Here is an 11,404-nt window from a genome sequence, read left to right as displayed (position 1 = left end):
TCGCGCAGTTCCCCGCGCCCCTGAGAGAGGGTGCGGGTGATTGCCGGGTGCGGGTGAGTGGAGGGCCCTCGCACAGTTCCCCGCGCCCCCGAGAAAGGGGGCGGGTGTTCGCCAGGTGCCGGTGAGTGGAGGGTGTTCGCGCAGTTCCCCGCGCGCCTGGGAGGGGGAGGGGCGGGTTCGGTCGGTTCGGTGGGGGCCTCACCGGACCGTGACCCGGTACGTGACGCGCTCGCCCGTCGGGGCGGGCGCGGGGGTGCCGTCGCCGGTGTCGCAGGTGCCGGCGTACGTGCAGTGCATCAGCACGATCTCGGTGCGGCCCGCGCCGGTCGCCTCGAAGGTGAAGGTCAGGTCGGTGCCGCCGCCCGGCATGACCTGGTCGCCGGCCGCGCTCCGGCGGCCCGTCGCCCGCACCACCGCGGCGTCCGGCTCGGGGTCCACGAGGTACCAGTGCGAGCGGGTCGAGGCGTTCTACCGCACCGTGAGGGTGAAGCGCTCGCCGACCGCCGCCTCGACGGTGGTGTCCCGCGTGGGGTGGCTGGTGGGCTCGCCGCCGCCCCCTCCGCACCCCGCCAGCAGCAGCGCGGCGGCGCCGAACGCGCCGGCCGTCCGGCCGCGGGACGTGGACCTGGTACGCGTCGCTGAGTCCATGGTTCGCCGCCTTGCCCGTGTCGCCGGTGACGAGGTCGCCCTCGCCGGGCCGCGCGGTCGTGGCCCGGGGGGTGCGGATCGGGAGCCGGTCGCCGTCCCGGCCGGTGGTCGTCGTCGCGTGGGCGGCGCCGCGCACACGCCCCGGGCGACCGGCGGCCGGAGCCCCTGCCGGCGTGCCGGTCAGCCCATGGCGAGGTCGGCGACGACGGCCGCGTGGTCGGAGGGCCAGACGCCGTCCACCGGGCCGTCGCCCGCCCGCCGGACGGCCCGTACCCGGCCGAGCCCGTCCGGGCCGGGCGGGCCGGCGTGCACGTAGTCGATGCGGGCGCCGGGCAGGCCGCCGGCGGCGACGTACGGGTTCGCCGGGTCCCAGGTGTGGCCCGGGGCGCCGGACCCGGCGCACTCCCAGGCGTCCAGGAACACCTGGCCGGGCACGACGGGCGCGGTCCGGGACCCGCCGAACAGGCGCAACTCGTCCGAGTCCGGCCAGGCGTTGAAGTCGCCGGTGACGACCGGCGGGAACGGTGAGTCGTCCCGGTGCCGGGCGACGAACTCGGCGAGCACGGTGACCTGGCGGCAGCGGGTGGCCGACGCGGCCGGCCCGGAGGTGAGGTGGGTGGTGAAGAAGGGGACGGTGCACGACGGCGCGGCCAGGCGGGTGTAGAGGGCGAGCCGGCCGTCGTCGACGTCCGCGGGCGCCGGGAGGGGCAGCACGGCCTGCTCGGTGACGGGCCAGCGGCTGAGGACGGCGTTGCCGATGGAGACGCCGGGGTCGCCGATGCGGCGCTGCCAGCGCTCGGGGGCGTGCGAGGGGGCCCAGGCCCAGTGCAGGCCCAGTTCGCCGGCCAGCCACTCGGCGAGGTTCTCACCGCCGGCCTGCCACACCTCCTGGAGGCCCACCACGTCGGGGCGCACTTCGCGCAGCACGCCGAGGATCGCCTTCTGCCGCTCCGCCCAGGGCCCGAACCGCCACCACAGGTTCCAGGTCACGATCCGCATGCCCACCGTCCTCACCCACACGCTCCCGGCCATTGAATCAACAACTACCCCGGTACACCAAGGGAGATCGCCCAGCCGGGGGCGGGGCCGGCGGACGCGCGGACGGCCATTCGGGGGAGCCGGGTGCGTGGCGTGCGGAGGTCCGGCGCCCCGAGTCGTACGTTCACTTCACATGACAGACGTATCGGACGGATCGGGGGGCGGCACGCGCAGGCCCACCCGCCGTGCCGCGCTCGCCGGACTCGTCGGCGGTGCCGGGGCCGTACTGGCCGCCGGGTGCACCCCGACCGGGGCGGCGCCCGCGGCCGCGCCCAGCCCCTCGGGCACGGCCTCCGCCCCGGCCGGCGGCGCCGCACCCGGGGCCATGACACTGTTCGAGGACCCGGCGTACAACTTCAGCGCGCTGATGGCGCTCGGCGGTGCCGGCGCCGGCGCCGCCGAGACCGGCGAGGTGCTCACCGCCGTCAACGCGGTCGACCGGGCGGGCCTGTCCGCGCAGTCGTACGTCACGGCCTTCAAGAAGCTCGGCGACCAGTTGATGGCGGCGCCCGAGGGCGGCGGGGCCGACGACCAGACCACGCGGTGGCGGGCGCTGCGGGCCGCCCAGTACTACGCCCAGGCGCTCTTCTTCGTCCTCGGCTCCGACGACCCGGGCAGCGAGGAGCGGCTCTACCGCGCCGGACGCCGCGCCTGGGACCGGTTCTGCGACCTGTGCGACCCGGCGCCGGTGAAGGCGGCGGTCCCGTACGGGAGGACCCCGCTGCCCGTGTGGTTCTTCCGCCCGGAAGGGGCCGGGGGGCGCCGCCCCACGGTGATCCTGACCAACGGCAGCGACGGGCAGAACGTCGACATGTGGACGTACGGCGTCCGGGCCGCCCTGGAACGAGGCTGGAACGCCCTGGTGTACGACGGGCCGGGACAGGGGCAGCTGCTCTTCGTGGACCGGGTGGTCTTCACGCCGGCCTGGGAGAAGGTCGTCCGCCCGCTCGTCGACTGGCTGGTCGCCCGGCCGGACGTGGACACCGGCCGGATCGCCCTGACCGGGCTGAGCATGGCGGGCGACCTGGCGCCCCGGGCCGCCGCCTTCGAGGACCGGCTGGCCGCGGTGGTGGCGATGCCCGGCTGCCTGACGCCCTGGCTCGGCTTCCCCCCGGAGGTCCGCGCGATCTACACCCCGGACAAGAAGGAGACCAACACCGTCTGGACCAAGGAGGTGGTGCCCGAACTGTCCGCGGCCGACGCCGCCGCGCTGCGCAAGCGGTTCGAGCCGTTCTCCGTGCAGGCGATGCTCGACGCCCGCAGGGGCCGGACGTTCACCGACTTCCACACCCCCGCCCGGCGCGTCCAGGCCCTGGACATCACGGACGTCGTGCGCCGGATCAAGATGCCCGCGCTGGTCCTGGACTACGAGGCCGAGCAGTTCTACCCCGGCCAGGCCCGCCGGATGTTCGACAAGCTGACCTCGCCCAAGGAGTACGTGAAGCTCACCGCGGCCACCGGGGCGCAGCTGCACTGCTCCCCCATGGCCCCGCAGCAGCACTGCGAGGTCGTCTTCGACTGGCTGGAGGAGACCCTGCCGGGCCGCTGACCGGGTCCGGCACCGGGGGTGTATCTCGGGCGGCCCTGCGTGCTCAGGTCAGTGCGGACGTGTGCGAAGAGGGTGTGTGGGGCTGGTGGGATCCCGTGCGCCCGGCTGTGACAGCGGTCTCGGGCGGCTGACGGGGCCGCCCGGGCAAGGCAGACTGACAGCATTGTTCAGCTTGTCTAGGGGGACGGCTATGGACGGGGTGCCGGCACAGGGGCGTCCGGGCACTGCGGAGGAGCCCGTCGCGCTGCGCTTCGGCGTGCTCGGACCGGTGCGCGCCTGGCGCGGTGACGAGCCGCTGGCCACGGGTTCCCCGCAGCAACGCGCCCTGCTGGCCGCGCTGCTGCTGCGCGAGGGGCGCACGGCGACCGCGCCGCAACTGATCGACGCGCTGTGGGGCGAGGAACCGCCGTCCCAGGCGCTGGCGGCGGTGCGCACCTACGCCTCGCGGCTGCGCAAGGCGCTCGACCCCGACGTGCTGGTGAGCGAGTCGGGCGGCTACGCCATCCGCTCGGTCGGCGACGGCGCCCTGGACCTGGCGGTGGCGCAGGACCTGGCGGCCGACGCCGAGAAGGCGCGGGCCGCCGGGGACCTGGGCCGGGCACGGGAACTGCTGGGCCGGTCGCTGGACCTGTGGGACGGGGAGGCGCTGGCGGGGGTGCCGGGGCCGTACGCCGGCACGCAGCGCGTCCGGCTGGAGGAGTGGCGGCTGCAACTGCTGGAGGCGCGGCTGGACATGGACCTGGAGCAGGGCTGCCACGCGGAGGCGGTCTGCGAGCTGACCGCCCTGACGGCGGCGCACCCGCTGCGCGAACGGCTGCGGGAACTGCTGATGCTGGCGCTGTACCGGTCGGGCCGGCAGGCGGAGGCCCTGGCGGTGTACGCCGACACGCGGCGGCTGCTGGCGGACGAGCTGGGCGTGGACCCCCGGCCGGGGCTGCGCGAGCTGCAACAGCGCATCCTGACCGCCGACCCCGGCATCGCGGAGCCCTCGGCGCCGGTCGCCGAACCGTCCGCGGCCCCGGTCCGCCCGGCGCAACTGCCCGCGACGGTCCCCGACTTCACGGGCCGCGCTTCCTTCGTGACCGAGCTGAGCGAGATGCTGGCGTCGGCGGAGGGCCGGGTGATGGCCGTCTCCGCGCTGGCCGGGATCGGCGGGGTCGGCAAGACGACGCTGGCGGTGCACGTGGCGCACCAGGTGCGGTCCGCCTTCCCGGACGGGCAGTTGTACGTCGACCTCCAGGGCGCCGGGCCGCGGGAGGCGGAGCCGGAGACGGTGCTGGGCTCGTTCCTGCGGGCCCTCGGCACCCCCGGCCCGGCCGTCCCGGACTCGCTCCAGGAGCGCGCGGCGCTGTTCCGGTCGGTGCTGGACGGACGCCGGGTGCTGGTCCTGCTGGACAACGCCCGCGACGCCGCCCAGGTGCGGCCGCTGCTGCCCGGCACGGCGGGGTGCGCGGCACTGGTGACGTCCCGGGTGCGGATGGTGGACCTGGCCGGGGCGCACCTGGTGGACCTCGACGTGATGTCCCCGGACGAGGCGCTGGCGCTGTTCACCAGGATCGTGGGCGAGGAGCGGGTCGCCGCCGAGCGCGAGGCGTCGCTGGACGTGGTCGCCGCGTGCGGCTTCCTCCCCCTGGCCATCCGCATCGCCGCCTCCCGTCTCGCGTCCCGCCGCACCTGGACGGTCTCGGTACTGGCGGCGAAGCTCGCGGACGAACGCCGCCGGCTGGACGAGCTCCAGGCCGGGGACCTGGCGGTGAAGGCCACCTTCGAGCTGGGGTACGGCCAGCTGGAGCCCGCCCAGGCGCGGGCGTTCCGGCTGCTGGGGCTGGCCGACGGGCCGGACCTGTCGCTGGCGTCGGCGGCGGCGGTGCTGGACCTGCCCGCCGAGGACGCCGAGGACCTGCTGGAGTCGCTGGTCGACACCTCCCTGCTGGAGTCGGCGGCCCCCGGCCGCTACCGCTTCCACGACCTGGTGCGGCTCTACGCCCGTGCCTGCGCGGAGCGGGACGAGCACCCGCCGAGCGAGCGGGACGCGGCGCTCTCCCGGCTGCTGGACTTCTACCTGGCCACGGCGGCGGCCGTGTACGCCATCGAGCGGCCCGGCGACCGGCTGGTGGACCACCTCGCCGCCACCGACCGTCCCGGCCTCGCCTTCACCGACCGCGCGTCCGCCCGGGACTGGCTGTACACCGAGGCCAACTGCCTGCTGGCGTTCGCCCGGCAGTGCGCGGGCCGGCCGGGCAGCCTGCGCCGGGCCGTGGACCTGCTCTGGGCGGCGCACGACCTGTCGGAGTCGGGCGCCAACTCCCGCGAGTACGAGGCCACGGCGAAGGCCCTGCTCCAGGCCGCCCACCGGGGCGGGGTGGCCCGGGAGGAAGCGCGGGCCCTGATGACGCTGGCCCACGCGCATCTGGACGGCGGGCGGTTCGACATGGCCGACCGGGAGGCCGAGCAGGTGATCCGCCGGGCCCGGGAAGCGGCGGACCTGCTGCCGGTGTGCTGGGCGCACAACGCCCGCGGGGTCATCGCGCTCTACCAGAACCGCAACGCGGAGGGCGAGGAGCACCTCTCCCGGGCCATCGGGCACTTCCGCACCCTGGGCGACCGGCCGGGCGAGGCCAGCGCGCTGTGCAACCTCTCGCGGATCCGCCTGGCCACCGGACGCACGCAGAGCGCCGTCGCCCTGGCCCAGGAGGGCATGGAGATCTACGACACCATGGGCAACTCCATGCGCGGCGCCAACGGCCGGTACGCCCTGGGCATGGCGCTGACGCAGAGCGGGCGGCTCGACGCGGCGGCCGAGCGGCTGCTGGAGGCGCTGGAGGTGTTCCGGGACAGCCGCCAGCGGCTGTGGGAGGGCATGACGCTGTTCCGCCTCGCGGAGGTCGACATCGCCGGGCGGCGCTTCGCGCAGGCGGCCGCGAACGCGGAGATGGCGCTGACCGTGCTGCGCGGCATCGGCGGGGAGTGGCGCCGGGCCAACGTCCTGACCGTCCTCGGCCGCGCGCTCTCCGGCATCGGGCACACCGGTCGCGCCCAGGTCTGCTGGCAGGAAGCGGTGCGGGTGTACGAGGAGCTGGACGCGCCGGAGGCGGCCGAGGTACGGGCCCTGCTGACCCCGCTGCGCGCGGCCTGACGCCGCCGGCCGCGGTGTTCATCATTCGTTTATCGCCACCGGCCATCCTTCAGATGCGGGTGGTTCCGTCGCGTCGGGGGGCAGACGGGCCGCCGCACCGGGTCGCCGGCACCCCTGGGGCGGGCGGCCCCGACCGCCCGTCCCGGTCACCCTCGGGGGAGTGACCGGGCGGGCCCTCAAGCGACGGAACACACTCCAAGTGGGGAGCGAACGATCATGAGCGACGAGACCGCCGTCAAGCCGCAGGACATCCACGCCACCGACGAGCCCGTGGCGGCCGGCGCCCCGGCGGAGACCGCGGGCGGTGCGACGACCCAGGGCGACATCCACGCCACCGACGAGCCGCTGGAGACGAAGGACATCCACGCGACGTCGGAGCCCTTCAAGCCGGTGAAGTAGGCCTCCGCCCACGGGGTCCGGCCGCGGCGGCACGGAGGGGAGGCCGCCGCGGCCGCGGTGCGCCCCAACGGCGTTGTGCCGCGGTGGACTTGACGGTCGTTCGCTTCCACCCCGGAGCTTCACGTTCCGATCTCCGGCCCCAGCCAAGAGTTCAGGGTTCATTAGGGTGCGCGGGGTGTGGAGAAGTTGCGGAAGCGTCCATCATCTTGTCATGAACCTGTTGCCCGACTGGCGGGCGACAGCCTCATGGAGGTGTGGGAATGCACCGCAGACTCGCGACCGCTCTCGCCACCACGACCCTCTCCCTGGCCACCGTCGTCGCCACCGCGACCGCCGCCGGTGCCGCCCCGGCCGACAAGCCCCAGGTGCTGTCCAGTTGGACGCAGACCAGCGCGTCCAGCTACAACGCCTGGGCCGCGGCCCGCGCGAACCAGGGCGCCTGGGCCGCGTACGGCTTCGACTGGTCGACCGACTACTGCTCCAGCTCGCCGGACAACCCCTTCGGCTTCCCCTTCGCCATGTCCTGCGCCCGGCACGACTTCGGCTACCGCAACTACAAGGCCGCGGGCTCCTTCGACGCCAACAAGTCCCGCCTCGACAGCGCCTTCTACGAGGACCTCAAGCGGGTCTGCAACGGCTACAGCGGCGGGACCAGGACCGCCTGCGACAGCACCGCCTGGACCTACTACCAGGCCGTCCGCGCCTTCGGCTGACCCCGCCCCGGCGGGGCGCCCGGCCCACGGCGGCGCCCCGCTCAGGCCGCCCCGCCCGCGCGGCGCGCCGAGGAGAACGGCCGTCCCCCCGCCCGCACATCGCCGTTATCCCCTCGGTCACCCCGGCGTCGCACCGGGCCGCCACGCTCGGGTGCCATGGCAACCGACCGGAGCACGCCGACGGCACCCGGAGCGGCGCACGCGTTCCTTCAGGCGGTCCCCCTCGCGGCGCTGTTCGTCGTGTTCCTGGACACGGCCACCGACTTCTTCCCCGACGACCCGCTGGCCGGGGTGGTGACCCCGACCCGGATCGCGCTGTTCCTGGGGCTGCTCGCCCCGGCCGTACCGGTACGGGGACGGCCCCGGGCGCGGCTGCGGGACTTCCGGACCCGGCTGGACGGGCCGATCGCGCTGCTGCTCGGCGCCGCCGTGCTGACGACGTTCCTCGGCGGGCATCCGACCGCGCCCCTGCGCGGCCTGCTCACCGCCGTCGCCTGCTACTACCTCGTCGTCGGCCTGCGCCGCACCCAGCCCGAGTCCTGGCGCGCGGTCGGCCTGCTCGCACCGGCCGCGGCCGTGGCCGCCGGGGCCGCCGCCCTCGCGCAGGTCACCAACGACACCCCGACCGGCTTCTGCCGCACCGGCCTGCTCACCGACATCTCCTGCGACGCGAGCGGCCCCGGCGTCCTGATCCGCGCCACCGGCACCTTCGCCAACCCCAACCTGCTCGCCGCGTTCCTCGTGCTGCTGCTGCCGTTCGTGCTGCTCGCCGCCGTCTCGGTGGACGAGCGCACGGCCCGCACCGCGGTCGTGCTGGCCGGCGTCCTCGGATACGGCGCCCTGCTCACCACCTTCTCCCGCGCCGGGTACGTCGCCGGCGCCGCCGGCCTGCTCGTCCTCGGCGGCGCCTACGGGCTCGCGCCACGCCTCGCCGACCGCGCCCGGCGCCGCCTCACCGCCGCCCTCGGACTCCTCGCCCTCGGCGTCGCGACCGCCGTCATCGGGGCCGTGTCGCAGGCCGGGACCTCGCTCGGGGTGCGCGGCCAGGCCTGGAACGCGGCGCTCGACATCGCCGTGCAGCACCCGCTCGGGGTCGGCCTCGGCCGCTCCGGCGCCGTCATCTCCGCGACCGCGCCCGGCGACCGCGTCTTCGTGCACGCCCACAACATGTGGCTCAACTGGCTGGTGGAGACCGGTCCCGCCGGTCTCGCCGGCGTCCTCGCCGTCACCGTGGTCGCCTGGTCCACGGCCGCCCGCGCCGCCCGCGCCAAGTCGACCGTCGGCACGGTGGGACTGGCCTCGCTGACCGGCTTCCTGCTCATCGCGATGATGGACCACCCGGCCAACCTGGACCGCGTCGACATGCTCTTCTGGCTGGTCCTGGCCCTGGTGATGGCCGAGGCCCCGGCCCACTGGCGCCCCCGGACCACCGCGCCCACGGCCCGGTCCGGCCCCCCGGGACACGGCCCCCCACGCCACCGCTCCACCGCCCCGTCCCCGAGGCCACCGGCGACTCCCGTCGGCTGAGCGGCGGAGGCCGTCGCGCGGGCCCCCCGGGGGGTTCGGCGGCCTGCCGCGTCCGGAGCCGGCGGAGACCCTTCGTCAGTTCGCCGTGGCGTACGGGGCCGCCTCGCAGTGGTCGACCCTCGCCGCACCGCCCGGGCCGGACAGGTCGACCCGCACGTCCAGCGTGTCGTTCGCGGCGACGTAGGCGTCCCGGGCGCGCTGTTCGACCCGCGCGGAGGCGGCGTCGAGGAAGTCGACGGTGACGGTGAAGCAGGCGCCCCGGGCGTTGGGGTTGGTCACGGCCACCGTGGCGTACGGGTCCTGCGGGGTGGCGCAGCCGACGAGTTCGACCGTCGCGCCCTGGAGCGTCTCGCCGGTGCCGGAGCCGGACGAGCCGGAGCCGGTGCCGGAGCCGGTGCCGGAGCGGTGCCGGAGCGGTGCCGGTGCCGGAGCCGGAGCCGGAGCGGTGCCGGAGCCGGAGCCGGAGCCGGTACCGGAGCCGGACGAGCCGGAGCCGGAGCCGGTACCGGAGCCGGACGAGCCGGAGCCGGAGCGGTGCCGGAGCCGGAGCCGGAGCCGGTACCGGAGCCGGACGAGCCGGAGCCGGAGCCGGACGAGCCGGAGCCGGAGCCGGTACCGGTGCCGGAGCCGGACGAGCCGGAGCCGGTGCCGGAGCCGGAGCCGGAGCCGGACGAGCCGGCGTAGCCGCCGCTGCCGCCGGACGAACCGTCGTCGTCATCGTCGTCCGTGCCCGACCAGGTCCCGCCCCCGGACCCCGACGACGAACCGTCGTGGTCCTGGGCGGAGCTGCTGCACCCGCCGCCTCCCCCGCCCCCGTCACCGCCGGTCCCGCCGCTGTGGCGTCCCGTCGAGAAACCGGTCAGCGACAGGACCACCGGCGCCGCCACCGCCGTGAGCCTGTGTTCGCGCCCCCGGAGATCCATCGATCACCTCGCGAATCACCTGTCAGGGCCATGTCACCGCGTGCGACCGTCGCGCACCCGCTGTAGCGTCGTCGGTGAGCACGGTGAACACCGGGCTCGCCCGAGAGGCGGCCGCCGTCCGGACATCCCTTCCGTGCGCCCGGTGCGACGGCCGTCCCGCGGCACCGGCCCGCGCTCAGGCGGTGCGGGCCGTACCCGTGCCCTTCTCCGCGTCGAGGGCGTACACGCAGCGGTCCTTGCTGCACGCGTAGACGATCCCGTCCTTGACCACCGGGGAGCCGGTGATCTCGCCGCCGGTGGCGAGCTTCCAGCGCAGCCGGCCGTCGTCGGCCTTGAGCGTGTAGAGCAGGTGGTCGGTGGCGCCGAAGTGGATCCGGCCCTCGGCGACCGAGGGGGCGCCCACGATGTCGCCGCCCGCCTGGAAGCGCCACTTGGGGGTGCCGGTGACCGCGTCCAGGGTGTAGAGGCCGGTGCCGCTGCCGACGTGGACGTGGCCGGCGGCGACCAGGACCGGCTCGACGGACGTCCGGGCCTCGGTGGCGATCCGCCAGCGGTCGCGGCCGTCGGTGGCGTCCAGGGCGTACACCGTGCCGAGGTAGTCGGCGAGGTAGACGCCGCCGCCGGTGACCGCGGGGCCGGGCGCGAAGGCGGGCGGGGACAGGAAGACCGCCGGCGCCTCGAAGTGCCAGCGGACACGACCGGCGGCGACGTCGACGGCGAGCACGCGGGTGCCCGCCGTGACGTACACGTAGCCGTCGGGCGCCGGGGCCACCCGGACCGGGACGCCGCCGCACGAGGCCGCGTCGCCGATCGGGTACGACCAGCGCTCGTCGCCGGTACGGGCGTCCAGCGCCCGCAGGCGGGCGTCGCGCCAGACGTAGACGGTGCCGTCGTGCAGGGCGGGCCCGGCCTCGGGCGACTCGAAGTCGCTCTGGCAGCCGGTGATCTCCCACAGCTTGCGGCCGTTCGCGGCCTCCCAGGCCTGGACGCCGCCGCCGCGGGTACCGGTGACGACGGTGCCCCGCTCGGCCTGCAGGGAGTACACCCAGGCGTCCGTGGACAGCCGCCACAGGTCGGCGCCCGCCCGGGCGTCCAGGGCGAACAGGGTGGGGCCGTCGGAGGCGTGGATCCGGCCGTCCGCGACCGCCATCGACCAGGCCACGTCCCTGGTCTTGAAGCGGCGCCGGCCGGTGGCCACGTCCAGGGCGTGCACCTCGAAGGAGGTGACGTACACCAGGTCGCCGTCGACGGCCGGGGTGCCCCAGACGTCGTTGGACATCCGGAACCGCCAGGGCCGCCAGCCCGCCGGGCTCTCCGGGGGCGCCGGCGGCGGCGGTGGTGCCGCGGCGGGTTCGGCGCCGTTCACCCCGGGGCGCGGCTTGGCCCAGGAGGCGGCCAGGCCCGCCTCCGGCGGGGGCGCCTTGACGGCGGCCGCGCGGGCGTCGGCGACGCGCGGGCCGGGGCCGATGGG

The 11,404-nt window shown here is 75.9% G+C and carries 11 protein-coding genes; 6 read left to right on the top strand and 5 right to left on the bottom strand.

All coding sequences use genetic code 11. The features are described from left to right. Positions 1 to 198: 198 nt before the first annotated feature. The 3 genes from ACFF45_RS25890 to ACFF45_RS25880 form a co-directional block, all read right to left on the bottom strand. Positions 199 to 438, bottom strand: coding sequence for a hypothetical protein (locus ACFF45_RS25890; RefSeq protein ID WP_381348865.1), 240 nt, complete (start codon positions 436 to 438; stop codon positions 199 to 201). Between the two features lie 30 nt (positions 439 to 468). Further along, a complete protein-coding gene (locus ACFF45_RS25885) occupies positions 469 to 648 on the bottom strand; it encodes a hypothetical protein (RefSeq protein ID WP_381348864.1) in 180 nt (59 codons plus the stop codon). A 180-nt stretch (positions 649 to 828) separates the two neighbouring features. Continuing rightward, positions 829 to 1,647 (bottom strand): endonuclease/exonuclease/phosphatase family protein, encoded by an 819-nt coding sequence (locus ACFF45_RS25880; RefSeq protein WP_381348863.1) that lies wholly within the window; start codon positions 1,645 to 1,647, stop codon positions 829 to 831. Between the two features lie 172 nt (positions 1,648 to 1,819). On the opposite strand from ACFF45_RS25880, the gene ACFF45_RS25875 reads away from it, so the two are divergent. The 5 genes from ACFF45_RS25875 (at position 1,820) to ACFF45_RS25855 (ending at position 9,010) form a co-directional block, all read left to right on the top strand. Further along, positions 1,820 to 3,235, top strand: a complete 1,416-nt coding sequence (locus ACFF45_RS25875) for an alpha/beta hydrolase family protein (RefSeq protein WP_381348862.1) — start codon at positions 1,820 to 1,822, stop codon at positions 3,233 to 3,235. A gap of 190 nt (positions 3,236 to 3,425) precedes the next feature. Then, on the top strand, positions 3,426 to 6,371 hold the full coding sequence (gene afsR, locus ACFF45_RS25870; protein ID WP_381348861.1) for an SARP-family global regulator AfsR: 2,946 nt from the start codon (positions 3,426 to 3,428) through the stop codon (positions 6,369 to 6,371). Between the two features lie 216 nt (positions 6,372 to 6,587). Further along, positions 6,588 to 6,770: a hypothetical protein gene (locus tag ACFF45_RS25865; RefSeq protein ID WP_381348860.1), complete on the top strand. Its 183-nt coding sequence runs from the start codon at positions 6,588 to 6,590 to the stop codon at positions 6,768 to 6,770. 260 nt (positions 6,771 to 7,030) lie between these two features. After that, positions 7,031 to 7,483: a phospholipase gene (locus ACFF45_RS25860; RefSeq protein ID WP_381348859.1), complete on the top strand. Its 453-nt coding sequence runs from the start codon at positions 7,031 to 7,033 to the stop codon at positions 7,481 to 7,483. 156 nt (positions 7,484 to 7,639) lie between these two features. Beyond that, positions 7,640 to 9,010: an O-antigen ligase family protein gene (locus ACFF45_RS25855; RefSeq protein WP_381348858.1), complete on the top strand. Its 1,371-nt coding sequence runs from the start codon at positions 7,640 to 7,642 to the stop codon at positions 9,008 to 9,010. A gap of 75 nt (positions 9,011 to 9,085) precedes the next feature. Here the strand turns inward: ACFF45_RS25855 and ACFF45_RS25850 are convergent, their stop codons facing one another. Continuing rightward, a complete protein-coding gene (locus tag ACFF45_RS25850; RefSeq protein ID WP_381348857.1) occupies positions 9,086 to 9,289 on the bottom strand; it encodes a hypothetical protein in 204 nt (67 codons plus the stop codon). 255 nt (positions 9,290 to 9,544) lie between these two features. On the opposite strand from ACFF45_RS25850, the gene ACFF45_RS25845 reads away from it, so the two are divergent. Next, positions 9,545 to 9,694, top strand: coding sequence for a hypothetical protein (locus tag ACFF45_RS25845; RefSeq protein WP_381348856.1), 150 nt, complete (start codon positions 9,545 to 9,547; stop codon positions 9,692 to 9,694). A 414-nt stretch (positions 9,695 to 10,108) separates the two neighbouring features. Here ACFF45_RS25845 and ACFF45_RS25840 read toward each other — a convergent pair. Continuing rightward, positions 10,109 to 11,404, bottom strand: a 1,296-nt coding sequence (locus ACFF45_RS25840; RefSeq protein WP_381348855.1) for an outer membrane protein assembly factor BamB family protein, incomplete at its 5' end; no start/stop codon positions are given.

The sequence above is a fragment of the Streptomyces cinereospinus genome (assembly GCF_042430725.1).
Taxonomy (GTDB): Bacteria; Actinomycetota; Actinomycetes; order Streptomycetales; family Streptomycetaceae; genus Streptomyces; species Streptomyces cinereospinus.
This window is presented reverse-complemented; position numbering and strand designations above follow the sequence as displayed.

Coding starts and splice junctions, on each gene's coding strand:
- ACFF45_RS25860 (WP_381348859.1), top strand. CDS start 7,031: ATGCACCGCAGACTCGCGACCGCTCTCGCCACCACGACCCTCTCCCTG.
- ACFF45_RS25855 (WP_381348858.1), top strand. CDS start 7,640: ATGGCAACCGACCGGAGCACGCCGACGGCACCCGGAGCGGCGCACGCG.
- afsR (WP_381348861.1), top strand. CDS start 3,426: ATGGACGGGGTGCCGGCACAGGGGCGTCCGGGCACTGCGGAGGAGCCC.
- ACFF45_RS25880 (WP_381348863.1), bottom strand. CDS start 1,647: ATGCGGATCGTGACCTGGAACCTGTGGTGGCGGTTCGGGCCCTGGGCG.
- ACFF45_RS25865 (WP_381348860.1), top strand. CDS start 6,588: ATGAGCGACGAGACCGCCGTCAAGCCGCAGGACATCCACGCCACCGAC.
- ACFF45_RS25875 (WP_381348862.1), top strand. CDS start 1,820: ATGACAGACGTATCGGACGGATCGGGGGGCGGCACGCGCAGGCCCACC.
- ACFF45_RS25885 (WP_381348864.1), bottom strand. CDS start 648: ATGGACTCAGCGACGCGTACCAGGTCCACGTCCCGCGGCCGGACGGCC.